Annotated in this window: 23 protein-coding genes and 2 pseudogenes; 9 read left to right on the top strand and 16 right to left on the bottom strand. The window is 45.9% G+C overall.

The features are described from left to right. Window positions 1–359 precede the first annotated feature (359 nt). A complete protein-coding gene (gene glyQ / locus WBA89_RS22590) occupies window positions 360–1,238 on the bottom strand; it encodes a glycine--tRNA ligase subunit alpha (protein ID WP_424409610.1) in 879 nt (292 codons plus the stop codon). 367 nt (window positions 1,239–1,605) lie between these two features. Further along, window positions 1,606–1,758, bottom strand: coding sequence for an XRE family transcriptional regulator (locus WBA89_RS22585; protein ID WP_424409611.1), 153 nt, complete (start codon window positions 1,756–1,758; stop codon window positions 1,606–1,608). Between the two features lie 173 nt (window positions 1,759–1,931). Between WBA89_RS22585 and WBA89_RS22580 the strand changes: the two genes are divergently transcribed. Continuing rightward, the gene (locus tag WBA89_RS22580; RefSeq protein WP_424409609.1) at window positions 1,932–3,074 is read left to right on the top strand and encodes an Rpn family recombination-promoting nuclease/putative transposase; all 1,143 of its coding nucleotides are present in this window, start codon (window positions 1,932–1,934) and stop codon (window positions 3,072–3,074) included. A 172-nt stretch (window positions 3,075–3,246) separates the two neighbouring features. Here the strand turns inward: WBA89_RS22580 and WBA89_RS22575 are convergent, their stop codons facing one another. Continuing rightward, window positions 3,247–3,534: an NfeD family protein gene (locus WBA89_RS22575; protein WP_194062067.1), complete on the bottom strand. Its 288-nt coding sequence runs from the start codon at window positions 3,532–3,534 to the stop codon at window positions 3,247–3,249. 94 nt (window positions 3,535–3,628) lie between these two features. Beyond that, window positions 3,629–3,916 carry an NfeD family protein gene (locus tag WBA89_RS22570; RefSeq protein ID WP_424409608.1) on the bottom strand — a complete coding sequence of 96 codons (288 nt, stop codon included), beginning with the start codon at window positions 3,914–3,916 and terminating at the stop codon, window positions 3,629–3,631. An 852-nt stretch (window positions 3,917–4,768) separates the two neighbouring features. Between WBA89_RS22570 and WBA89_RS22565 the strand changes: the two are divergent. Further along, window positions 4,769–5,483 (top strand): annotated as a pseudogene (locus tag WBA89_RS22565) (transposase); the annotation flags it as partial. Window positions 5,484–6,065: 582 nt separating this feature from the next. Here WBA89_RS22565 and WBA89_RS22560 read toward each other — a convergent pair. Together WBA89_RS22560 and chlG are read right to left on the bottom strand one after the other, a co-directional pair. Then, on the bottom strand, window positions 6,066–8,678 hold the full coding sequence (locus WBA89_RS22560; protein ID WP_424409606.1) for a transglycosylase domain-containing protein: 2,613 nt from the start codon (window positions 8,676–8,678) through the stop codon (window positions 6,066–6,068). Between the two features lie 157 nt (window positions 8,679–8,835). Beyond that, the gene (chlG, locus tag WBA89_RS22555; RefSeq protein ID WP_424409605.1) at window positions 8,836–9,846 is read right to left on the bottom strand and encodes a chlorophyll synthase ChlG; all 1,011 of its coding nucleotides are present in this window, start codon (window positions 9,844–9,846) and stop codon (window positions 8,836–8,838) included. Window positions 9,847–10,080: 234 nt separating this feature from the next. Between chlG and WBA89_RS22550 the strand changes: the two genes are divergently transcribed. Further along, a complete protein-coding gene (locus WBA89_RS22550) occupies window positions 10,081–10,245 on the top strand; it encodes a hypothetical protein (RefSeq protein WP_424409603.1) in 165 nt (54 codons plus the stop codon). Between the two features lie 94 nt (window positions 10,246–10,339). On the opposite strand, the gene WBA89_RS22545 is transcribed toward WBA89_RS22550, so the two are convergent. The 5 genes from WBA89_RS22545 to WBA89_RS22525 form a co-directional block, all read right to left on the bottom strand. Next, on the bottom strand, window positions 10,340–11,044 hold the full coding sequence (locus WBA89_RS22545; RefSeq protein ID WP_424409602.1) for a helix-hairpin-helix domain-containing protein: 705 nt from the start codon (window positions 11,042–11,044) through the stop codon (window positions 10,340–10,342). Window positions 11,045–11,336: 292 nt separating this feature from the next. Next, window positions 11,337–11,684, bottom strand: a complete 348-nt coding sequence (locus WBA89_RS22540) for an NINE protein (protein ID WP_424409600.1) — start codon at window positions 11,682–11,684, stop codon at window positions 11,337–11,339. Between the two features lie 67 nt (window positions 11,685–11,751). Next, window positions 11,752–11,964 carry a hypothetical protein gene (locus tag WBA89_RS22535; protein ID WP_424409598.1) on the bottom strand — a complete coding sequence of 71 codons (213 nt, stop codon included), beginning with the start codon at window positions 11,962–11,964 and terminating at the stop codon, window positions 11,752–11,754. A gap of 188 nt (window positions 11,965–12,152) precedes the next feature. Continuing rightward, complete coding sequence (locus tag WBA89_RS22530; RefSeq protein ID WP_424409597.1) at window positions 12,153–13,745, bottom strand: lysostaphin resistance A-like protein; 1,593 nt, start codon at window positions 13,743–13,745, stop codon at window positions 12,153–12,155. Further along, a complete protein-coding gene (locus tag WBA89_RS22525) occupies window positions 13,742–13,897 on the bottom strand; it encodes a hypothetical protein (RefSeq protein WP_424409596.1) in 156 nt (51 codons plus the stop codon). The genes WBA89_RS22530 and WBA89_RS22525 overlap by 4 nt, the downstream gene beginning before the upstream one ends. Before the next feature lie 367 nt (window positions 13,898–14,264). Between WBA89_RS22525 and WBA89_RS22520 the strand changes: the two genes are divergently transcribed. The 3 genes from WBA89_RS22520 (at window position 14,265) to WBA89_RS22510 (ending at window position 18,111) form a co-directional block, all read left to right on the top strand. Continuing rightward, the gene (locus WBA89_RS22520; protein ID WP_424409594.1) at window positions 14,265–15,626 is read left to right on the top strand and encodes a histidine phosphatase family protein; all 1,362 of its coding nucleotides are present in this window, start codon (window positions 14,265–14,267) and stop codon (window positions 15,624–15,626) included. Window positions 15,627–15,842: 216 nt separating this feature from the next. Next, entirely contained in the window at window positions 15,843–17,171 is a 1,329-nt protein-coding gene (locus tag WBA89_RS22515) for a dihydroorotase (RefSeq protein ID WP_424409593.1), read from the top strand. A gap of 184 nt (window positions 17,172–17,355) precedes the next feature. After that, window positions 17,356–18,111: a 4'-phosphopantetheinyl transferase family protein gene (locus WBA89_RS22510; RefSeq protein WP_424409592.1), complete on the top strand. Its 756-nt coding sequence runs from the start codon at window positions 17,356–17,358 to the stop codon at window positions 18,109–18,111. A 157-nt stretch (window positions 18,112–18,268) separates the two neighbouring features. On the opposite strand, the gene WBA89_RS22505 is transcribed toward WBA89_RS22510, so the two are convergent. The 3 genes from WBA89_RS22505 to WBA89_RS22495 all read right to left on the bottom strand — a co-directional run bounded on the left by WBA89_RS22505 (window position 18,269) and on the right by WBA89_RS22495 (window position 19,422). Further along, window positions 18,269–18,418 carry a hypothetical protein gene (locus tag WBA89_RS22505; RefSeq protein ID WP_424409590.1) on the bottom strand — a complete coding sequence of 50 codons (150 nt, stop codon included), beginning with the start codon at window positions 18,416–18,418 and terminating at the stop codon, window positions 18,269–18,271. Beyond that, window positions 18,411–19,154 carry a winged helix-turn-helix domain-containing protein gene (locus tag WBA89_RS22500; RefSeq protein ID WP_424409588.1) on the bottom strand — a complete coding sequence of 248 codons (744 nt, stop codon included), beginning with the start codon at window positions 19,152–19,154 and terminating at the stop codon, window positions 18,411–18,413. Before WBA89_RS22500 ends, WBA89_RS22505 begins: the two co-directional genes overlap by 8 nt. Before the next feature lie 118 nt (window positions 19,155–19,272). Further along, complete coding sequence (locus WBA89_RS22495) at window positions 19,273–19,422, bottom strand: hypothetical protein (protein WP_194062089.1); 150 nt, start codon at window positions 19,420–19,422, stop codon at window positions 19,273–19,275. A 274-nt stretch (window positions 19,423–19,696) separates the two neighbouring features. Between WBA89_RS22495 and WBA89_RS22490 the strand changes: the two genes are divergently transcribed. Continuing rightward, window positions 19,697–20,443 (top strand): creatininase family protein, encoded by a 747-nt coding sequence (locus tag WBA89_RS22490; RefSeq protein WP_424409586.1) that lies wholly within the window; start codon window positions 19,697–19,699, stop codon window positions 20,441–20,443. Window positions 20,444–20,650: 207 nt separating this feature from the next. Here the strand turns inward: WBA89_RS22490 and rpsF are convergent, their stop codons facing one another. Further along, entirely contained in the window at window positions 20,651–20,986 is a 336-nt protein-coding gene (gene rpsF / locus WBA89_RS22485; RefSeq protein WP_424409584.1) for a 30S ribosomal protein S6, read from the bottom strand. Window positions 20,987–21,052: 66 nt separating this feature from the next. Between rpsF and WBA89_RS22480 the strand changes: the two genes are divergently transcribed. Then, entirely contained in the window at window positions 21,053–21,919 is an 867-nt protein-coding gene (locus tag WBA89_RS22480; RefSeq protein ID WP_424409582.1) for a carbohydrate ABC transporter permease, read from the top strand. A 474-nt stretch (window positions 21,920–22,393) separates the two neighbouring features. Next, on the top strand, window positions 22,394–22,876 hold the full coding sequence (locus tag WBA89_RS22475) for a nuclear transport factor 2 family protein (RefSeq protein ID WP_424409581.1): 483 nt from the start codon (window positions 22,394–22,396) through the stop codon (window positions 22,874–22,876). Window positions 22,877–22,929: 53 nt separating this feature from the next. Here WBA89_RS22475 and WBA89_RS22470 read toward each other — a convergent pair. Continuing rightward, window positions 22,930–23,411 (bottom strand): annotated as a pseudogene (locus WBA89_RS22470) (hypothetical protein); the annotation flags it as partial.

Genomic DNA, 23,411 nt, shown 5'->3' with positions numbered 1-23,411 from the left:
GCCAACAATTGCGACGCGAGATCCCTTGTGTACCTGAAACGAGATATTGTTTAATAAGTAGCTAGAGGCGATCGGTGTTTTCAAGCTTACACCGTCAAGTCGCAGTTGAGGATTTGTTTCTGTATTATTTTCCGAATAATTAGGCATTGAATTCATTAAAAATCCCAAAAAGTTGCACATATTTCGATCCCCCTAAATCCCCCTTAAGAAGGGGGACTTTGATCGGAATCTTGTCCCCCCCTTATTAAGGGGGGTTAGGGGGGATCGGAATTCTATGCAACGACCTATAAAATTGGTATGAGTCGAGGACGATCGCAACTAAATTCATCCGTGTATCCGTGTCTTGATCCTTTTCCTTCTCACACTTTTACAGCTTTTTCTAAAGGAAAACCCAACTGTTCCCGCTGTTCCAAATAAAGCTGAGCAACCCTGCGCGCCAAATTGCGAATCTTGGTAATATAGCGAGTTCTTTCCGTTACCGAAATCACGCCTCTAGCATCGAGTAAATTGAAAGTGTGAGAACATTTTAACACATAATCAAGACTGGGCAAAACCAATCCTTTTTTTGTCAGTTGTTCGGCTTCTTGCTCGTACAAACCAAACAAAGTAAACAGCAATTCAGGATTGGAAGCTTCAAAGTTATAAGTACACTGTTCAATTTCTCCTTGCAGGTGAACGTCGCCGTAAGTTACGCCATCTTTCCACTGAATTTTGGTCATGGCATCAACTTCTTGGAGATACATCGCGAGGCGTTCTAGCCCGTAGGTAATCTCAATCGATACCGGGCGACAATCAATGCTGCCGCACTGTTGAAAATAGGTAAATTGGGTAATTTCCATGCCGTCGAGCCAGACTTCCCAGCCCACACCCCAAGCTCCGAGGGTGGGCGATTCCCAGTTGTCTTCTACAAAGCGAATGTCGTGGTCTTCTGGGCGAATTCCTAATGCTCTCAGGGAGTCTAAATAAACTTCTTGAATGTTGGGAGGAGATGGTTTAATCAGGACTTGATATTGATAGTAATGTTGGAAGCGGTTGGGATTTTCGCCGTAGCGTCCGTCGGTGGGGCGGCGACAGGGTTCGACATAGGCGACTGACCAAGGTTCGGGGCCAATTGCTCTGAGAAAGGTGTGGGGATTCATGGTTCCTGCACCTTTTTCTGTGTCGTAGGATTGGGCGATCAGGCATCCTCGATCGCTCCAGAATTGATTTAAGGTGGCAATGATTGATTGAAAGTTCACTGGTTTAAATATGGTTAGTAGGTGTCTAAGCTTATTTAAGCATACTCAAGGCAGGGTTGATTGAAATGGCGTTGCTTAATCAGGGTATGAAAAAAATAACTTGAAAATCCCGAAGTTTTGTGGATACTGGTTTCTATGACTTGCGTATTTAGCCTTTCTTACCCTAAATCAGCAACGCCAAAATTCAATAAGGCGATCGGTTCCCTAAGTCCTAAGCTGTCGGACATTTAAATTATATGTTCAGGGCGGGCGAGACACCCCACAAGACGGGGAATTGTTTATTGACATATAATTTATATGCCGCCACAGTTTATAGCAATGTCAAAGTTTCAGCAGATTGATTTCCACCATTACAAAGGGGAAAATTTCAAGTAAGTTCCGTATCGAGTCGGTTGAGAAAAAGTAGTAGTTTTCCCTCGCTAAGCCGTTGAAACTCTCCGTTCATTAAATGAAATACTTCTAGCTGTGAAATGCCAAGAATTTGACTAATTTCGCGCTGTTTCAAGTTGCGTTGTTTCAGGATACGGATTACTTAAATCCCTATTTTGCCCCGCGCAAAAAGTTTATCTGCATCCTCCAGCCCGAAGTCAGCAAATACATTACCACTGCTTTCTTCAAAAATTTGTTCTTGTGTCATAGTTGTTGGTTTCTTGGCATGGTACACTACCCATCTTCGATTCCCATCGACAACTCATGAAAACAGACACCATTTTCTACAGCCTGTTTCAGGAATTTCCCAGATTCTTCTTTGAACTGATCGATCGCCCTCCAGACGAAGCCGCCGCCTATGAATTCACCTCCCGCGAAATCAAACAACTCGCATTCCGCATCGATGGGTTATTTCTACCCACAACCGAAGAACCGGAAAAACCATTTTACTTGGCGGAAGTTCAGTTTCAACCCGATGCCGACTTGTACTACCGCATCTTTGGCGAGCTCTTTCTTTACCTGCGACAATACAAACCCGTCAATCCTTGGCGCGTCGTTGTCATCTATCCCAGCCGCCGCATCGAACACGAACAGATGCTGCAATTTCAGGAACTCCTAACCAGTCAGCGGGTGCAACGGATTTACCTCGATGAATTGCCAGAATCCGCAGATCGCTCCCTGGGAGTGAAAGTTGTTAAACTGGTAATCGAGCCAGCAGAGACAGTCGCAGAGCAAGCGCGGCAATCGATCGCAATGGCCCGACAGCAGTTATCCGATCCGATCGTTCTACGCGATTTAATCAACCTCATCGAAACAATTATCGTCTACAAACTCCCCCAAAAAAGCCGCGAGGAAATTGCCGCCATGTTGAATTTAAGCGAACTCAGACAAACCCGATTTTATCAGGAAGTCAAGCAAGAAGGTTTAGAAGAAGGACTCGAACAAGGACTCGAACAAGGTGAGAGACAGGCGAAGTTAGAAGCCATTCGTCGGATGCTAGCGTTTGGAATGAATTTAGAGACGATCGCACAATTATTAGATTTGTCTCTAGAATTTGTGCGGCAAACAATTAAAAAAATCCAACGCGAATCGATGTCACTCCCCGAACAAAATATCGACTCGTCGATCGAACTTTTAACTCAGCAGCGATCGCTCTTTTCTGCGGAACAATTAACCGAACTCGCGCAGCTAATCGAACCCTTACCTGATGATATCGATGTGCTTTCAGAAGCAATTTCATCATGGACTGAAAATTACCCTTCAATTCAGGAAGCTCGATCCAAACTGCTCGAACCGCTACCGCCGATCGCTAAAGCACCAGAAAAAGCAGAAAGTCCAGAAAGTAGCGAATCTCAAATGGGCGATCGCCTCAACAAACAAGCTCTCCAAAATGCCCTTTTATTGTAGCTAGAATTCGGCGGTTGAAACCGCTACTACAGAAACAAAGCCCGCCGACGCGGGCTAAGAAATAAAAGGGGTATTTCAGCCAAATTGCCACTAAAAAACAAAATAGTCAGAACCCCGACTTATTCAAGAAGTCGGGGCTCTGACTGTGAAAAAGTTTAGATTGCTTTCTCGTTTAGTCGGCGGGAGTGAGGGAAACTAATAGGGTGATGCTGTCAACGCCGATGACATAAACGGTGTCTCCCGGTGTGAGGGTGATTTGGCGATCGCACCGTGCGGGCCACCAGCTACCTTGAAAGCGGACGCGACCTGTTTGATTCGGGTAAATTGATTCATCGACGACTGCTTCTTCGTTGAAGTAGTGAAAATTTGTATTGATGTAGTTGTCGATTAACATATTATCTGCTGTGCTGTAGCTGTGAACAGAAAAAATAGAACCGAAAGCTTTTGCTAAGTTGAACATTTTACTGACTCCTTTTGTGTTAAAATATAGGGAATTATTAGGTGCTGTTTCTGCTATTTAAAAGGCTGCATTTCCTGGTTCTTGATGCTGTGAATTAGTCGGCGGGAGCGAGGGAAACTAACAGAGTGATGCTGTCAACGCCGATGACATAAACGGTGTCTCCCGGTGTGAGGGTGATTTGGCGATCGCACCGTGCGGGCCACCAGCTACCTTGAAAGCGGACGCGACCTGTTTGGTTCGGGTAAATCGATTCATCGACCACGGCTTCTTCGTTGAAGTAGTGAAAATTGGTGTTGACGTAATTTTTGATTAACATATTGTTGGCTGTGTTGTATCCTTGAGTAGAGAAGATAGAGCCGAAAGCTTTTACTACGTTGAACATGATATCTACTCCTGTTGTGTTAAAATATATGGATGTGTAATTGTCTGTTTCTGCTATTTGAGAGGCTGCATTTCCTGGTTGAGATTGATTGCTTGCCCTGTTATTTCATTGTTCTTGTCCGTGGTGCTTCCATCCGGATCGAAGGCAAAAATATTTTGAATTTTTTGGTGATTTGACCAGCGGTTGCGGAGAGTCTAAATTGAGTAATTCCGAGGTATTGAATTAAGGATTTAGCTGTCGCTAAGTTGCTGGGATTTGTCTCACTGGTAGATGTTGTTAGCTACATTAGCGCTGGGCTGATTCCGCATTACTGCTGCTGTGAAGATGTTTTCTTTTTTGATTTGAGGATTTTTTGAATGGGTTGTGACTCGCTTGCTTTACACTTACTAATTTATAAAAAGTCGAAGGTATGTGGTGCGATCGCCCTGACACTTTCGGGCTCCGGTACTGGCACAGGACACTTTTGTCCCGACAAACAACGATTTATCAAGTGTTTCAGCTTATGAGTACGGCCGGTAGCTGTGCCAATCGAGCAAAGTGGACTACCGCAGGCGGTGAATTTTGAGTTTACGCAATGTCGATCGGCAAATCCGGAATATCCATACATATCTAGTGCGCGACTCACACCATCGCCGATCGACATACCGTTATAGGTTTCTAGTCAGGGCCCAACTCCTCTCTCTTCTGATGAATACCCAAGTCCGAACGATCGAACCGACTTTGCGTACTTAGGGCTTGCTGAACATATCGATCGCACTTGACGTGGCGAAAGGTTATTCGATCGCGCTTTGCGTGAATAAAGTGCAAAATAAACAGGTAAAATAGGTCAAAACCCGTGCATCACCACCTGCGATCTCCTGTACAAAAAAGCCTCGCGGTGCCTCCAGCCCCCCATCCAAGTTTGAACTGCCTTTCGGAGGAAGGCTGTCCTCAGACAACCGTTGGGTAAAAATGGGCGAACTAATCCCGCGATCGGAATTTGAATCAGAATATGCTGAAAACTTCCCTACAGACTCATGGGGCACCAGCCAAACGATGGAGGATGGCATTGGGGGCATTAATTATCAAAGAAAAACTCTTAATTAGCGACCCTTCAAACGGTAGAACAGAACCGGGAAAATCCCCATCTGCAATACTCGATCGGTCAATCAATCTACAGTAATGAACTACCATTTAACCCATCACCCCGCCGTACACTTTTGACGCGCGTATTAGTTCCAACCTAATTAATAAAGTGAACGAACGCATGGTTGAAAAAATGCGAGAAATCACTAAGCGTCAAACCCGAAAAAAAAAGGATTCGGACAAAAATGAGTTATCCAATCGCGGTCAGTCGATCGTAGATGCAACCTGCGCCCCTGCCGACATTAGTTATCCGACGGACTTAGGACTATTAAACACAGCCAGAGTTCATACCGAAAAAATCCGAGATATCCTGTATAAACAAATCAAAGAAAATACCACTAAAAAACCAAGAACCTACCGCAATCTTTCCAGAGAAGACTACTTATTAATAGCCAAACAAAGACAGTCCACCCGCACCAAAAGAAGACAGGCAATTAAGAAATAATTTCAATATAGCACTTATCAGAAAGATGACGTATGCCTTATGCCCTGCGCGGGCCGATGCCCGATGCTTTTAGGCCCGATTCCCGACAGTACCTCATCTTTCTGAGAAAAGCTATATATCAAAATAAATTTAGCTCATATCTACTCGTTACCGGGAAGAGCCTGGTAACGCTTCTGGGGCGAGGAAGAGCCGACCTTTTCGCAGGCGAGACTCTTCAAGAGTGACATCGATTCCTAGGCTCTTAGCCTCTCAACCAGTTATTGAAAATGATGCGAGGATTGCTATATATCAAAATAAATTTAGCTCATGTTGAACAGCTAATCGATTTAGGTGCGAGCCGAGAAAGTCTGAATAAAAAACAATATAAAACCTTGCTAGTTCTCACAAGCGATCGCCCGCTATATCTGTATTATATCCGCCTTAATCTGCAGTAAAAACCAATCAAAATTCCGATTTTTGCCAGCTCATGTACATTTAAATTGTTCGTTAGGTGTGGGCGGGTTTACTATATTATGGATTTTAGGCAATTATTGTTGGCAAAACCCGCCCCTAGGCGTGGCAATTGTTGGTAAAACCCCCTTAATATCCCGGCTCTTGATAAGCAGGTTCTTGATAAGCAGGTTCTTGCCACTCGCGGCGCCGGGGTTCGGGATTGGGATTGTAAGGTACGATCGCCCCATCATCATTGACAATCATCCCCCGAATAATCCTATTAGGCTGAACCGGTTTTGCCTTAATACTGCCTTTGCGGCCCTCCAACTCCGGCAACTTTGGAAACTTCTCAACCGGCATTCCCTTCACAGCTTGACTCATAAAATCGCGCCAATTGTAAGCTGCAGTACCGCTAGTTCCCCCCGTCGGATAATTGTCATCATTCCCCAGCCAAACGCCAGTCACCACCTGCGGAATGTAACCGATAAACCACAAATCCCGCACGTTTTCTGAAGTACCAGTTTTGCCGGCAACAGCGCGATCGGACAAAGCAGCAGGCGCGCCCGTACCCCCTTCCACTACACCCTCCAACATCCAAGTAGTAATTGCAGCGCTATTTTTATCTAAAACCCGTTTCGGTTTAAAATCAGCCTGATAAATGACATCTCCCCGCTGATTGATCACCCGAGTAATTCCGTGCGCTTCAATAAAATTACCTTGGGATGCTAAAGTACCGTAAGCATTAGTTAACTCCAGCAAATTCACCTCAGAAGAACCCAAAGCCAGGGAATAAATCGGACTTAATTTAGACTTAATTCCCATATCGCGGGCTAATTTGATCGCAGGTTCAAAGCCGACATCGACCAACACCTTCACCGCCACCACATTCACCGAAGCCCTCAAAGCGTCAGACATCGATCGCCAGCCACTAAACCTTTTGCCGTAATTATTCGGTTGATAGCCGTCGAAAATAATTGGCTCATCTTCATAGCTGTCGTAAGGCGAAAAACCGGCTGCGATTCCGGCGGCATAAACCAACCCTTTAAACGTCGATCCGGGTTGTCGCAAAGCCTGGGTAGCGCGATTAAACTGACTTTCCTTAAAATTTCCGCCGCCGACGAGCGCCTTAACTTCCCCAGTTTTAGTATCCATAGAAACCAAAGCTGCCTGTTCAAAACCTTGACGGCGGCCATCAACCTCGATCGCATCTTTAATCACCTGTTCCGCTATTTTCTGCCACTTCAAATCCACCGTCGTTTCGACAGTCAAACCCCCAGCTTCCAAAGCATCCTTAGAAACATAGCGCGGCAGTTCTTTCCGAATGTAACTAGCAAAATAAGGCGCGACTACTTTAAATCGCTTCGGCGGACTTTGTTTAACAGCAATCGGTTCTGCCATCGCCTCCTTCGCCTGCGCTTCTGTAATTACCTTCGCTTCCTGCATTTGTTTGAGCACAATATTGCGGCGTTCCTTAGCAATATTCGGATTTACCAAAGGAGAATATTCGCTCGGTGCCGGCGGCAAACCCGCCAAAGTTGCCATTTCTGCCAAAGTCAACTTATCTACAGTTTTGCTAAAGAAAACCCAAGCCGCATCTGCTACTCCGTAGGCATCCGAACCCAAATAAACCAGATTTAAATATCTTTCTAAAACTTGGTCTTTAGTCAACTCCCGCTCTATTTTCAGAGCCAAAATAGCCTCTCGAACCTTTCGCCTAATACTTCTTTCTTGGTTGAGAAAAACCACGCGAGCCAATTGTTGCGTAATTGTACTGCCGCCCTGCACCAAATCTCTCGCTACCAAATTAGAAGCAATCGATCGCACAATACCTTGATAATCCACCCCGCGATGTTCGTAAAAACGGCGGTCTTCGATAGAAATAAAAGCTTTCTTCAACAAATCGGGAATTTCATCAAGTTTTAGCTTATCTCTAGTTGCCGGCCCCGACTGCAACAAAATCGTATTGTCTGCCGCCTTAATTGTCAGCGTGCCGTCGCGGTTAAAGGCCGACAAATCGTTAACATCCGGCAAACCTTTCTCTAAGGCGTGCAAAATCCACAAACCGTATATTAAACCGCCACCGCTCAGACTAGCAACACCTACGGCAATCCAAAATCGCGGGCGGCGAGACCGGAGTTTTTTTAACTTTTTCTGTAGTTTACTATTTTCCTGTGGTTGGCTATTTTCCGGTAATGCGCTATTTTCCGGTAGTTCAGTATTTATTGGCAGTTGGGTGTCCGCCAGCGCGCTATTTTCTGGTAGTTCAGTATTGATTTGTTCCAGTTGGGTGCCGGGCAGCGCGCTATTTTCTGGTAATTTGCGACTATTATATCTCTGGGATTTTTTTGGTGATTTAGTTCTGTGCCCACTCAATCGGGCCTGCAACACTTCTTTTCCCTTGGCTTGCAACGTACTAATTAGAGGCTCAATTTCCAACCAAATGATTAAACGTTTCAGCCCTTGCCAGTTGCCCTTAACTCTGAGATATCGATCGTCTTCTGAGTCGGAATAATAATATTCCTGTCTTAATTCTGACTCTTCTGGAGGTTCAGCATCTTCTGATACCACATACTCCGATCGCTCGCTCCTTGCCTGTGGATACAATTGAGGCAGGGAGGGTGACGAGTTTAGCCCCGTGCTATTGGCAGCATTTGGCGATTCTCCATCGGAATTACCGCCTGCTTCCTTAGTGACTTTGCTCAATTCATCTTTTTTGATATTTGAGAAAAATTCTGCCACGTTCAGACCTTCAAACCTCATCAACTTCAATTAAAAATTAAAAATTAAAAAGGCGAACCTCCTTCAATTTTTAATTTTTAACTTGACATTTTTTATTCAACAACACTGCGAACAGTCTTGAGTTAATTATTTTGAATTAAAAACTATTTAACTCAAAATTCCCCGCTCTTAATTCTTCTTAACTCGCATGACCTAGTGCCAAGGCTGCTACCAGCATACCCAAAACCAGGAAAGGCTGAGCGCTAGCCTGATATTTAACATCATTTTCCAGGGGATTGCGTAAAAAGTACATATCCTGAAAAGTAATTTGGGGAATTATCAGCAGCAGGAGAATGACAGCGTAAAGGTTTTGGTGGATGGCGATCAGGTAGCCTGCAATCCCAGCTTGAAAGATGTCGATCATCAACACGCAAATCCAAGCTGCTGTGCTGATACCAAACATCACTGGCAAAGATTTTAACCCCAATTGCCGATCGCCCTCGACACTTTTAAAATCGTTAACGATCGCAATTCCCAGCCCTGCCAAACTGTAAAACAGGGTCAAAATCATAATAGTAGCATCAAGTTTGCCGAACAAAGCGTGACCGGCCCACCAAGGCAGAGCAATGTAACTAGCACCCAGGGCATAATTTCCCAACCAGCCATTCTGCTTGAGTTTCAGCGGTGGCGCAGAGTAGATGTAAGCTAGAAACGCGCCGCCGAGAGTCAACACAGTCATGATTGGGAATTCGTGACCCGCCCACAAGTCTAGAGCATAAGCCACCCCAATGCCTGCGGCTAATAATACCAAAATTTGCGTTACTACTTGGGGAATCGAGATGATACCGGAAGGAATCGGGCGGTAGGGTTCGTTAATAGCGTCGATGTCGCGATCGTAAAAATCGTTCAAAGTTTGAGTGTAGCCAGTAAGCAAAGGCCCTGACATCAACATACAAGCTGCCGCGATCGCGAAATTCTCTAAATTCCAAACATAGTTTCCAGAAGACGCAGCCCCGCACACAACGCCCCAAATTAAGGGAATCCAGGTAATCGGTTTCATCAGTTGCAAGCGAATCTTCCAGATCGAAGTTTCCCCGCTAGAAGCGCCTTTCATGCCCAACAGTTGCCGAGTTTTGGCACTGCGATCTGCGGTAGCAGCACTTTCCGGTGCAGCTTCTGGGGAGATTTGAGATGGAGGAGAGTCAGACATAATTTGATGTTAGCGGTACTGCTACTGTTGTGTCGTTTGGGATTTCAATAATAATTCTGACAGTATACAACTGATATTTAAGGCATCGTCTGAAAAACTTACCCCGGATTGGAGTTGATGCTAGGGAAAATTACCATTTTACCAATATTGTTTAATATCATTATTTTGTGCAAATGTCAAGATTTTTAAGAGTTTTTTTAATTTTTTTGTTGGGTTCGCCTGCTGGGGAGATTTTTGCCAGCAGGTAGATTGTATGTCAGTTACCAGGATGCGATCGAGCTTTTTGTCCTGCTAACCTTGAATCATCCGATCGAGCCAAAACCGGTGGCAGAAACTCAATATGTCTTCTACATGACTTACCCAACTAAACTGTTCGTACTAAGCTGTTGCCGCCTGTAAATTATATGTCACAAAACAATTTTCCGTCTTGTGGGGTGGGCTGTCCCGTCCTGAACATAGAATTTAAATGCCGCGACAGCTTAACAACTGCCAATTAACAAATATGGCGGTAGGAATCAAAAGGCAGTCCCGTCCGCCGCTTGACATCAATAACTGATTTGTATGCACCTTCGATCTGCCTTTCTCTAACTATTGTTTCAGCCACAACCCGATCTAAACCGCTCTGAATTAACTCTTCCGGCGACAGAATATTTAACCGTTTCCAACTAAACTGTGATTCTTTTTGATAATTGTAGCTGAAGCAAATCATCGGAGCGATGCGCCTGACGTGACTTTCGGGAACTCCGGCGATTTCCGATAACTCTTCGGGGTGCGTAAAAATGTAACCTTCGTTTTGCAAAGATTCAATATCGTTAGCGTAGACGATCGGCAAACCCAATATTCTGACCAAATCGTCTTTGGTACACTCATTAATATCTATTTTGCCGCGCTCCTTTGCCAGTTCTCGGGCATTGGTCGCAGTTGCAGGAACGAGTAAACCTCTGGGTGCGGTTTTGATAAGATAGCGCTTTTTCAAGGCAAAAGCAGTGACAATTTGAGCTATCCAAACCAGCGTTCCAAAATTAGTTGAAGAAGATAGCGCTAGTGCTGCTAAAGTAAAGCCAACACCCCATCCCATCCAACTGCGAATATTTGTTTTTTGGCCTGCATAGGCGATCGCCAGTCCGCCGAAGTAGGGAATAAAAGAATACCACACCCACTTGGGAGTTTGACGCAGCCAGTATAAATCTTGAGACACTGTAGTTTTATCCTCGATCTATTTTAGAGTTCAATACGGTTCATTTTAAAATGTTTCTTCCCCGGAGATCCCCCTAAATCCCCCTTAATAAGGGGGACTTTGAGAATATCTTGTCCCACCCCCTACTCCCCTTTGTAAGGGGGGTTAGGGGGGATCTCCGGGCTTAACTGAAGCGTATTGGTTTATATTTGACTCTTGTTTAAATCCCAGCCTTTTGATAGTGACTTCCCTTCTTGCTTAGATACGTTAAATCCGTTAAATCGGTTACAGAATCCGTGGCCGAACTTCTTAACTACAATTCTCGGAGCAGTTTTTGGCGTTTTTCTTCATATTCTTCGGCGGTAATTGCACCCATATCGTAAAGTCCTTTCAATTCGGCGATCGCCCCTGTCACATCTTTTGCCCCTCTGAGCATATACCCAGAAGGCAATGCTCCGTGATTGTACTGTACCTGAAAAGCTTGTTCCGACATCAGCAGCAGACCGATAAAATCGAAAAATGCGATCAGTGAGGGAATTAACGTCCAGGAAAAAAGCAAATAAAATAGTCCTGCTACGTTATTTCCCAAATAAAACTTGTGTCCTCCGAAACCTCCAATAAAAAAAGCTAACACAACTGCTACGGTTTTATCTTTTACCATTTTCCCTTTCCCCAGTTTTTTTACTTTAACTTGTGCGATCGAGCTAAGCAATATTACTAATTTTTACTCATTTATTAGGTTTTTTGCGAAACTTAGACATCAAAAAATACAGCAGAACTATACCGGCTTGAGCTTGGAGAATGACCGAGTAGCCTCTCAAGAAATAATTTAGTTCGCTGCCGGAATTGAGAGAAAATATTAAAATGCCTAGAGCTGCATAGGGTGCGAAACGCATCCAAGTCGGCGCTCCCTCTAACTTGTGGCTGTTGAAATTGCTCATTGGTGCGACCCATCCACAAAAACCGTACAAGATGTTACTTCTATGTTAAAACAAGTTTTTCCGTTTAGCTTCCCGATTTGGGACTAGATTGAAGATCGGGGGCTGGTGGCGCACCTGCTTTTTTCGCAGTTTTTCTCAAACCTGCGAAAAAAACAAGGCGAATTCACAATTGTTAACAACCGCGCGAATTAACCCGCGCCGCTGCCCAACAGAAACAGGCTCAGGAGAGTTCCGCTGTTCCAAAGACTGTGGAGAAGCATGGGAGCGAGGAGGTTGCGCGATCGCGTGTACACAAAGCCCAACACCGCACCCAAAGTCGCCAAAGGCAGAATCTCGGAGACACTCAAGTGAGCCACGGCAAACAAGAAAGCCGAGGCTGCGATCGCCCCCCAAACAGGCAAATAGCGAGTCAGAGAAGGCAGTAGAAAGCCCCGAAACACGATTTCCTCAAAAACCGGAGCGGCGATCGCAGCAGTGCCGAAAAACACCGCCAGAGCCACGTTGTCCCTACCTTCAAGGACGATCGGCAAAATCGGATTGCTGCCACCTTGTCCCTGCCATAATTGCTGATTGATCAGCGACACCACAACTACCAAAGGCAAAGCCACAAAATAGCCGCCGAAGCCCCACAAAAACCAATTTCCCCGCCAATTAAGCCGAAACCAACCGTCAGGCAAAGGCAAAAAAGACTTAATTGAAAAATACAGTACCGAAAGCCCCCCAGCCGACAGCAACAAATAAGTAGCAAAGATATAAAAAGCCTTTTCGCGCGGGTCAAAAGTAGCCGGACTGAGTTTTAAAACAGCTAGAGAAACTGGCAATAATAAATAGGGAATCAAGATTTGCCCGACAAAGAAAAAACCGACCACAAGCACCTGCCAAACAATCTCGCCATCCCAAGGCACATCCCAAGCCAAACTCCCATTTCGCGACAGCAGCGGCCCGGAACTGGCCTTATCTAACTGTCGCCGCTGCAACAGCCACTGTAGAGTCAAACCAACCAGCAAAACCGTACCGATGCAAAGTGCGATCGCCGGAATGCCTACAATAAGTGCCAATTTTTCTATAGCTTGTTCAGCCGTTGCTTGCTCTGTAGCTTGCAGGGCTGCTAGTTCCTTAGAACGTTCTTGCAGCTTGTAAAGTTGAGCGAGAGCGCGATAGCGAAACCAACCATCCAAAGACTTTTGAATGCGCGGCTCGGCATCCGGCAGCAGTTGAGCCGGATCGCTCCAAATTCCAGTTAAAACTCTAGCAGTTGCCACCGAAGAATTGCCATCACTTTCAGTTTTGTCACCCTCAATTAATTTTTCCCAAGTTTGGATTGCTGCCTCAGTTTTGTCGTTGCTTGCCTGCAAAATTCCGACGCGCAAGTCAATTTCGTTTTGCAGCGCTAACTGTTGCTTGACAGACTCTGACAAAACCTTTGTTTGAGCCAAATTCTGAGTATTATTATCAGGTTTAGCTGCGGTGGCAGACTGAATATCTTTAATTTGCGATCGAGTTGTTGTGATAGCTTTTCGAGTTGTATCTCGCGCTTCTCGATACTGCGTCAAAGCAGTATTTAAAGGATCTGTACCGACAATATTGTTGCGTGCCGAAGTTAAATTAGCATCCCCATCATTTTGTGGTTGCCACTCGGAGGCGTGAAGCAGCAAATTTGTCTGGTAGAGTTCCAGTCGGCTTTGAATTTGCGGCTGGTTCCAACTACCAACTAAAGATAAACCGACCAGGGCGATCGCGATCGCCGTTAAAATACTTAAAATTATCCGCTTCAGTGTCATTCCTGCTGTTCCGTCCCGCGCAAATCCGCAACTACTAAATCTTGTCCGTCTTCAATCATAGGCGGTTGCAGTCGAGAGTAGCCCCACAACTGGTAAAATTTCACTGGCTCATCTTTTTGACTCGGCTCGCACCCTTCGACTGGGTAAGGCACGCACCGCACTGGTGTCAACAACCAGTTGCAACGTACTGTCAGTCTACAGTTTGACAGGCCCCGAACAGCAGAGGGGGACAGAAAACGCTCTGCCGCCACCCTTCCAGCAGGGGGATGCGAGATTTTTCAATGAGGTAAGCTGCGTACCGCGCATCCTTCAACTCGGTAACGGGATAAGGATCGAAAACTTAATAATTTAAGCACCTCCTACAGTCCTTTATCCTGTAAGTTGCGAAATAGAAGGAGGCAGAGCCTCGGGATCTGCATTACCAGGCTCTGCCTGGTAACGAGAAAAGGTGCGTACCGCGCATCCTTCAACTCGGTAACAGCGTAAATCGTAAATCGTAAATCTAAAATCTAAAATCGAATGACTCGCATTATCTTAGTCCGTCACGGCAAAAGCACCTACAATCAAGAGCGCCGCATCCAAGGCCGCCTCGACAAATCAGTTTTGACAGAAGCAGGGCGCAGCAGCGCGATTCAAGTAGGCGACATACTCAGTAGCATCGCCTTCGATGCTGCGTATACAAGTCCCCTGAAGCGAGCCAAAGAAACAGCCGAAATCATCCTGTCGCGCTTGACAAATCCGCCACAACTGCAACCAACCGATAAATTGATGGAAATCGATTTACCTCTGTGGGAAGGAATGTTGCGTCAAGATGCGATCGACCAATTCCCCGAAGCATATCAGCAATGGCAAAAACAGCCAGACAAATTTTCCATGAAACTACCTTCAGCCGAAGGAGAAGTCGAACACTTTCCAGTATTGGCAATATTTGCTAACGCCCGCAATTTTTGGAAAGAGCTTTTATCGCGCCACCGGGAAGGCACAATTCTAGTAGTAGGTCACAACGGAATCAACCGCGCGCTCATCGCTACAGCCTCGGAAATTACCCCGAATTACTATCAATCTATTCAACAGTCAAATTGCGGGATTAGCGTCATCAATTTTGGGCCTTCTCCTGTAGGTGGCGATGAAAAAACAGAGCAAAATAAGAAAATTGCCGTTCAATTAGAATCGCTGAATTTAACCGCCCGTACCGGAGAAAAATTCCCGAAACCGAGGGACGGACACAGCGGCCCGCGCTTGTTGCTGGTGCGTCACGGCGAAACAGATTGGAACAAAGCAGGTAAATTTCAAGGACAAATAGACGTACCTCTCAACGATAACGGTCGCGAACAAGCTCGGCAAGCCGCAGAATTTCTCAAAGATGTAAAATTAGATTTTGCGATTAGCAGTTCCATGCTGCGCCCGAAAGAAACTGCGGAAATCATCCTTAAATATCACACCGATTTGCAACTACAACTCCGCGACGAATTGAGAGAAATTAGTCACGGACTTTGGGAAGGAAAGTTTGAATCAGAAATAGAACAATCCTATCCGGGTTTGCTGGATGAATGGAAAACATCTCCAGAAAACGTACAAATGCCCGAAGGAGAAAATTTGGAGGAAGTTTGGAGTCGGGCGATCGCAGGTTGGCAAGAAATTGTACGATCGGTTTCTGGTACAGGAATTGTAGTTGCTCACGATGCCGTCAACAAAGCCCTTCTGTGCCACCTGTTCAATTTGCAACCCGAACATTTTTGGCAATTCAAACAAGGAAATGGGGCAGTTAGCGTCATCGATTATCCCCACGGCCCCGACGGTTTGCCAGTATTGCAGGCGATGAACATCACAACTCATTTAAGCGGCGGCATTTTTGACAAAACAGCAGCCGGAGCACTGTAATAGGTTTGTAGTGAGGACTTCGGTCTTCACTACAAACCCGATCGGCGTTATTTTACGCGACATGATATAAGTTTTGAAATGTTTGACTTTTTATGTTTGATATGGTTTTCTGTTGGATCGGAATGATTTAACCGCAGAGAACGCAGAGAACGCAGAGGGAGACAAGAGTGATGAATAATTCTGATGAAGAGCTGATTTGATTGTGAATTGTAAGTTATGAGTCGCGAACTGCTACAAAATGTAAGAGTGTTAGATCCAGTTTCAAAGCTCGATCGCATCGCTGATATTCTAATTAAAGAAAATCAGATCGAAACAATCGAAGAAAAAATTACCGAGATTCCCGCCGACACGGAAGTACGAGATTCTCAGGGACTAATTTTAGGGCCGGGATTGGTCGATATTTACAGTCACAGCGGGGAACCGGGTTTTGAGGAACGGGAAACCCTGGAATCCTTGATGCAGGCTGCTGCTGCTGGCGGTTTTACGCGGGTGGCGATTTTGCCGGATACGTCGCCACCTGCGGACAACTTGGCCGGTTTAGCTTTGTTGCAGCAACACATCCGCAATTTGTCGATCGGGCTGCCCCGCTTGTATTTTTGGGGCGCGCTGACAGCGGGCGTTAAAGGGCAGCAGATGGCTGAGTTGGGCGAGCTTGCCTCCCCTGCGATCGTGGGGTTTGCCGACGGTTTGCCGCTTAGCAATCCGGCTCTGGTGAGGCGTTTGCTTGAATATATCCAGCCTTTGGGCAAGTCGGTGGCTTTGTGGCCGTGCGATCGAACTTTGGCAGGAAATGGCGCGGCGAGGGAGGGTGCGGTGTCGGTGCGCTTGGGTTTGCCGGGAATTCCTGCGACTGCGGAAACATCGGCTTTGGCGGCCATCCTAGAGTTGGTGGCATCGGCGGGCACGAAAGTACACATCATGCGCGTTTCTACGGCGCGCAGCCTGGAATTGATTCGGGATGCTAAGGCGCGGGGTTTGCCGGTGACTGCGAGTGTGACTTGGATGCACTTGCTGTTGAATGTTGGGGCAATTTCAGGTAACGCCAAAGATTCTGGAGGCGGGAAAAATGCTCTGACTGCTTCGTTTGCTTACGATCCGAATTTACATCTAGAACCGCCGCTGGGCAATCTGGGCGACCAATTAGCGCTGATTCAAGCTGTGAAAGATGGGGTGATTGATGCGATCGCGATCGACCACAACGCGCATACTTACGAGGAGAAAACTGTGGCTTTTGCTGATAGTCCGCCTGGGGCGATCGGCTTGGAATTAGCCTTGCCTTTGCTCTGGCACGGACTCGTGGAAACCGGCAAACTTTCGGCTTTAGAACTGTGGCGAGTGTTGAGCGCAGGCCCCGCCGTTTGTCTCGGACAAACGCCCCCCACGGCTGCACCGGGAGTCTCTGCTGAGCTGATTTTGTTCGACCCGTTAATGACTTGGACGGTTGAGGCGCACAGTCTGAAGTCGCGATCGGCAAATACGCCTTGGTTGGGACAAAAATTAGCCGGAAAAGTTGTGAAAACTTGGATTAATTCACCCTTGAAATAGAAATTAATCTGTTGTATAATACCATTTTTTTAAAGATATGCTATGGATAAAATCTGAGCCCCCCCTTAGTAAGGGGGGGTTGGGGGGGGTAATATCTAGCGCTACTTTATGAAATTGTTATAACAGGCATCTTGCCTGTTTCTGGGAATGCTGCCTGATGTGAATCATCACAAAACATAAATACATGATTGCTGCTCTTGATGCGTGGAATTCCCCACCGCAAAACCTGAAATTAGACATCAACGAAATTCATGTTTGGCGCGTCTCCCTGGCTCAAACAGAAAATTGTTTGCAGAATTTACAACAAACTCTTTCAACCGATGAACAGACAAAAGCAGAGCGTTTTCATTTTCCCAAAGATCGAGATCAATTTATTGTAAGTCGCGGTGCGCTGAGAGCGATTTTGAGTCGCTACCTGCACATAAACCCCACCCTTCTACGCTTTGAATACAATCCCTACGGCAAACCATCTCTCACCGTCGCCCAAGGTGGAGATACCCTGCGTTTCAATTTATCTCACACTAGGGGAATAGCTCTAATTGCTATAACCAAAAATCGAGAAATTGGTGTTGATATTGAAGCCATAAAGCCCAAAACTTCTTGTTTAGAAATTGCTGCAAGATTTTTTTCACCCTTAGAACAATTAGCACTCAGTTCGCTGCCAGAACATCTCCAGACGACAGCTTTTTTCACCTGTTGGACTCGCAAAGAAGCTTATATCAAGGCAGTAGGCAAAGGACTTTCTCTTCCTTTAAATGAGTTTGATGTCACCCTCGCACCTGGAGAACCAGCAGCGCTGTTAAATGTCAAAGCAAACCCCGATGAAGCATCAAAATGGTCTTTAATTGAATTAATTTCCACTTCAGATATGGTAGCGGCTGTTGCAGTTGCAGGAGATTGCCACAAACTTGATTGTTGGCAGTGGACGGCAGAGTGTTGAGTTATGGTTCGTATTATTGTTCAAGACAATTTGGGCTTCGACTCAACAGAGAGCACTTCAATAAAAAATGCAAGTCTAGACAATATTCCGACCCATACAAAGTATAAAATACAGCGTATTCACGGTTTATGAAGTACACACTCCTAACCGGGTTTCTTTAGAGTTCTCGCATCATTACAGATTCTGTGTCGATCGCACGCCAAACTTGCGTACCGTACAGGTACAAATAAGGACACAACTTAGTTGTGTCCTTACGGGATATTGGCTGCAACTTGCAACCGTACAGCAGATTTAAAAGTTTAACCAAATCGATAGCCGAATCCCCGTACCGTAATGATATATTCCGGTTGACTGGGATCGATTTCCAACTTTTCGCGCAGCCAGCGGATGTGAACGTCAACTGTTTTGCTGTCTCCGATAAAATCGTGACCCCAAATTTTTTCCAGCAACCTATCGCGAGACCAAACTCGCCGGGGATTACTCATAAATAGTTCCAGTAAGCGAAACTGTTTAGGAGAAAATTTTACTTCAATTCCGCGAACCAATACGCGGCATTCTTCGGGATACAAAGTTATGCTCTTATATTGCAGCATCACCGGTTGCGACAACTGACCGACGAGGCGCACTCGACGCATCAGCGCCCGACAGCGAGCGATAAATTCCCGCATTCCAAAAGGCTTGGTTAGGTAATCGTCCGATCCGGCTTCTAGATAAAAAGCGCAATTGTTCGCACTTCCTCTAGCGCCGATAATCAAAATAGGGACGGGATTGCCTTGGTGCCGTAACATTCGACACAGATCCAAACCGTTAATTGAATCCATAATTAACAGGTTAAAGGCAAATTCACCGGGGTATGACGAGGAAGCCTGAACGGAAGGCAGAGCGCCCGGCCCGTCGCTAGTTACTACCACCTCATAGCCCTGTTCTTTAAGGGCTAAAGCTAGCATTTCGCGCAACAGGTCTTCACCTTCTAGTAACAAGATGCGGCCGGCTTGTCCAACAGCCAACCTTGAAGGACTTTCGCTTAATTCAGCAGAAGACATAAATATCAGTGGGAGTTATGTTTGTATGTGGCTAGCGTGAGGTGCCTTCTTCAGTAGCTGAGGCACTCTCGCGCTGCGATCGCCTGTACGACCGCCATTTGTTCATCGCTTGTAATCTTTAGCCAGCCCATCCCACAGACACGCGATCGGCTATTTCTACTTGCTCGTGCAAATAGTACAGCCGTAAAGCAGTTGCGATAGCTGCGCTGTCTGCCTGCGTCCAGGTCTCAGAAGCCAGGTCATTTTTAGGGGTTGGTGTTAACTTCATAAAACATTGCCCGCCGTTAATTGACCAGGTAACACCCAATCTATAGGGAGATACTTGTTATATTACTCTTAAAACGTTATTTAAAGGTAAAGTTTTGGTGATCAATTGGTTAAATTATTAAAGTTAAGTAATATAACTGTAAAGTTGCGATCGCAATGTAGAGCGAACTGTAGGGCTTTGTTTAATAGTACAATAATAAGTTTGCCCAAAGGCTTTTTTCTTGGCTTGCCGGCTAGGATCGAGTTTGTAAGTAAAAATCTGTAAACTGCCTATAATGTTGCTGCATTTGAGTACCTGGCCCGAAGTAGAAGCTTATCTAGAAAGTTCCCGCGGCATAATTATCCCGATCGGCTCCACCGAACAGCACGGGCCCACCGGCTTAATCGGAACTGACGCAATTGCTGCGTCTGCGATCGCCCGCGGTGTCGGCGAAGCTGCCAATGCCTTAATCGGCCCGACAATTAATGTAGGGATGGCCTTGCACCATACCAGCTTTCCCGGCAGCATCAGCCTCCGACCCCAGACCCTGATTCTCGTAATCAGAGATTATATCACATCTTTAGCAAAAGCTGGATTTGAGAAATATTTCTTCATCAACGGTCACGGCGGCAACATTGCCACGATGAAAGCAGCATTTGCCGAGACTTACGCGCATTTGTCGGACTTGAATCTATCGAATGCCGATCGCATCCAGTGTCAAATCGGCAACTGGTTCATGTGCGGTTCAGTCTACAAACTCGCCAAAGAATTGTACGGAAACCAAGAAGGCTCCCACGCCACACCCAGCGAAATCGCCTTAACCCAGTACCTTTATCCCGAAGCAATCAAACAAGCTCCGCTTTCGGAAGAAGTTGCATCCGGGTACAAAATTTACAGTGCTGCTAGCTTCCGACGGCGATATCCCGACGGCAGAATGGGTTCAAATCCGGCCTTAGCAACCCCAGAACACGGCCAGCAGTTGTATGAATTAGCAGTCAAAGAACTGACTAATAATTATTTGGAGTTTTTGAACTCAGATTGAGAATTGTCGGAAAATCTTGATAAATCGCGTTTTGATCCGAGGCCAGATCCCCCTAAATCCCCCTTAAGAAGGGGGACTTTGAAAACTTCCTGTCCCCCCCTTCTTAAGGGGAGTAGGGGTCGAGTAGGGGGCAAGCTAAGGGGGGATCTGCCCTAATCATCAAACACTAGACCTGTACTACATTTGACGTGTTTGTTGAGACGATTTCTACGCCGCAGCTTCCGCTTCCGCTTCCGGTTCAGGTGCATCTGGCACATCTTGCTTGATCGTCAAATAGCGGATCACTTCCTCGCTCAAACGCATGGCGCGTTCCATCGGAAAAATTGCAGCGCCCGGAGCAGTATAGTTCATTTGAACGTATACTCCGTCGCGGTGCTTGCCGATTTCGTAAGCCAAACGGCGCTTGCCGCGGTGCTGAGTCTCGATATTTTCAGCACCTCGATCGCGCAAAATAGTTTGATATTTGGCGATCGCCTGGTCAGTCATTTCCTCGCCCAAGTCCGGGCGCAGAATGTACATTGTTTCGTAAATAAACGGTTTCATGGCAATAATCCCTTATGGACAAACAAGGCTTCTCGCGAAGCAAGGACTTATCATCATATCCCAACAATGAACAATCTCAAAACTAAAAAATCAAATTCCCCAAACAACGGTCGATCGCGGTGGAGCACGCTGTGGACGTACAGTATCATGGGGGCGATCGCACTTTTAATGCTCTTCCCCCTGCTGTGGCTGCTGAGTACCTCCCTCAAATCCCCAACCGAAAACATCTTTCAATATCCCCCGCAACTGTTGCCGCAACAGCCAACCCTCGAAAACTTCATCAAAGTCTGGCAAACCAACCCCTTCGGCCGCTACCTGTTCAACAGCACTTTGATTGCAGTCCTCACAGTCAGCATCAACGTTTTATTTTGCGCCCTCGCCGCTTACCCCTTAGCCAGACTCAACTTTCGCGGCCGCGAAGCCATCTTAATTACGATCGTATCCACAATCATGATACCCTTCCAAATAGTCATGATTCCGCTGTACATATTGACAGTACAACTCGGATTAAAAAACAGCTATTTAGGCGTAATCTTTCCCGGACTAGCCTCAGCCTTCGGCATATTTTTATTGAGGCAAGCATTCCTCGCAGTTCCCAAAGAATTAGAAGAAGCCGCCCGCATCGACGGCTGCACTGAATTAGGCATTTGGTGGCACGTCATGATTCCGGCAATTAAGCCAGCTTTAGTCACTTTAGGAATTTTTGTATTTATCGGTTCGTGGAGCGACTTTTTGTGGCCGCTGCTAGTTTTAGACAGACCGGAATATTACACGTTACCTTTAGGAGTTGCTAATTTAGCAGGGACATTTTCCTTAGATTGGCGTTTGGTAGCGGCGGGTTCAATTATTTCCATTGTTCCAGTTTTAGGACTGTTTTTAGTATTGCAAAAATACATTGTTCCCACAGAAGCGGCCGCCGGAGTCAAAGGATAGAATTAGGGAATTGGGAATTGGGAATGGGGGATTGGGCCTAAAAGCATCGGGAATGGGGGATTGGCCAAACAGGGCATTGGCAAAACAGGGCATGGGGCATTGGGGATGGGGCCTAAAAGCATCGGCCAAACAGGGCATTGGCCAAACAGGGCATCGGGCATACCTCACTTTTTTGAGGCTGTATTAGTTATTGTTACCGACAACTAACAAATAACAACTAATAACTAACAAATAACAGCTAACAAATAACAACTAACAACTAACAACTAACAACTAACAAGTAACAAGTAACAAGTAACAAGTAACAAGTAAGAGGGCGGGCACGGGGCACCGCCCCTACCAACTACCAACTACCAACTAATAAGTAACAAGTAACAACTAACAACTAACAACTAATAACTAATGACTAATGACTAATGACTAATGACTAACAACTAACAACTTCTGCGACAGAACTGACAAAATTTATTGTCTATGTACGAACTGCCCGAAATCCGCTGGATTGTTGACCGCGCTGCTGTCATAGATACGATCGTAGAATTTGCCAATGCGATGGATGCCCAAGACTGGCAAAAAGTGCGGTCGCATTTAGCAGACGAAATAGATATCGACTATTCTGAATTTCGGGGTGAAACTCCCAGACGAATAACCGCAGAAGAATATATAAAACAGCGGGTAGAAGGTCTTGCGGGTTTCCGAACGCTGCACGTCAGCACAAATCACGAGGTAACTCTTAACAATAATACTGCCGAATGCAAGTCTGTCTATCAAATTTATAGACTTGACCCGACTCGCGAATCGGGACAGAATCGGTTTGATACAGCAGGAAACTATTTTCACTCTTTGATTCAAAAAACAGACAGACATTGGCTAATCACAGGAATCAAACAAACTGTGGTAATTGTCAGCGGCAATCCTCAAGTTCACGGTGCCCTGCGCGGTACATCGCCATCATAAAATCTAATTTTCAACAGAAATTAGTCCGTTTTTTTATGACTCAAAATTTCCCCTTACCTCGGAGCAAAAACAGCACTGGGGTAAGCAATCCGCTTGTGATTGAACTGTTCCCAAACCCGCACAAAAAGCTCCGCAATTAAAGACATATCCTCCCGCGTCAAACCAGAATCCAACAACTGATTGTCCTGCCAGCGAGCGCGCAAAATCTTATTAACCATATTCAAAGCTTCGTCGTGAGTGGCATCTTTGAGCGATCGCAAAGCGGCCTCGCAAGAATCCGCCAGCATCAAAATCCCTGTTTCCCGCGACTGCGGAATCGGCCCTGCGTAGCGAAAATCTTTCTCCCTTACTTCCCGACTTTCGATTGCTAACTTTGAATTATCCGCACCTGCCAAAGCCATCTTTAAATCTTGCGGTTCTTTTGCTGCAATTTGCTGTGCTTGGTGGTAGAAATAAGCAATTAACATTGTACCTTGGTGTTCGGGAATAAACGCCTGAATCGCCTTCGGCAATCGATGCTTGCGCGCCATCACCA

This window comes from Microcoleus sp., from assembly GCF_049646505.1.
In the GTDB taxonomy this organism is placed as follows: Bacteria; Cyanobacteriota; Cyanobacteriia; order Cyanobacteriales; family Microcoleaceae; genus Microcoleus.
Note: the sequence above shows the minus strand (reverse complement) of the source record. Positions and strands in the feature narration are given on the sequence as shown.

Coding starts and splice junctions, on each gene's coding strand:
- WBA89_RS22580 (WP_424409609.1), top strand. CDS start 1,932: ATGAAAACAGACACCATTTTCTACAGCCTGTTTCAGGAATTTCCCAGA.
- WBA89_RS22575 (WP_194062067.1), bottom strand. CDS start 3,534: ATGTTCAACTTAGCAAAAGCTTTCGGTTCTATTTTTTCTGTTCACAGC.
- WBA89_RS22570 (WP_424409608.1), bottom strand. CDS start 3,916: ATGTTCAACGTAGTAAAAGCTTTCGGCTCTATCTTCTCTACTCAAGGA.
- WBA89_RS22560 (WP_424409606.1), bottom strand. CDS start 8,678: ATGAGGTTTGAAGGTCTGAACGTGGCAGAATTTTTCTCAAATATCAAA.
- chlG (WP_424409605.1), bottom strand. CDS start 9,846: ATGTCTGACTCTCCTCCATCTCAAATCTCCCCAGAAGCTGCACCGGAA.
- WBA89_RS22540 (WP_424409600.1), bottom strand. CDS start 11,684: ATGGTAAAAGATAAAACCGTAGCAGTTGTGTTAGCTTTTTTTATTGGA.
- WBA89_RS22535 (WP_424409598.1), bottom strand. CDS start 11,964: ATGAGCAATTTCAACAGCCACAAGTTAGAGGGAGCGCCGACTTGGATG.
- WBA89_RS22530 (WP_424409597.1), bottom strand. CDS start 13,745: ATGACACTGAAGCGGATAATTTTAAGTATTTTAACGGCGATCGCGATC.
- WBA89_RS22520 (WP_424409594.1), top strand. CDS start 14,265: ATGACTCGCATTATCTTAGTCCGTCACGGCAAAAGCACCTACAATCAA.
- WBA89_RS22515 (WP_424409593.1), top strand. CDS start 15,843: ATGAGTCGCGAACTGCTACAAAATGTAAGAGTGTTAGATCCAGTTTCA.
- WBA89_RS22510 (WP_424409592.1), top strand. CDS start 17,356: ATGATTGCTGCTCTTGATGCGTGGAATTCCCCACCGCAAAACCTGAAA.
- WBA89_RS22500 (WP_424409588.1), bottom strand. CDS start 19,154: ATGTCTTCTGCTGAATTAAGCGAAAGTCCTTCAAGGTTGGCTGTTGGA.
- WBA89_RS22495 (WP_194062089.1), bottom strand. CDS start 19,422: ATGAAGTTAACACCAACCCCTAAAAATGACCTGGCTTCTGAGACCTGG.
- WBA89_RS22490 (WP_424409586.1), top strand. CDS start 19,697: ATGTTGCTGCATTTGAGTACCTGGCCCGAAGTAGAAGCTTATCTAGAA.
- rpsF (WP_424409584.1), bottom strand. CDS start 20,986: ATGAAACCGTTTATTTACGAAACAATGTACATTCTGCGCCCGGACTTG.
- WBA89_RS22480 (WP_424409582.1), top strand. CDS start 21,053: ATGAACAATCTCAAAACTAAAAAATCAAATTCCCCAAACAACGGTCGA.
- WBA89_RS22475 (WP_424409581.1), top strand. CDS start 22,394: ATGTACGAACTGCCCGAAATCCGCTGGATTGTTGACCGCGCTGCTGTC.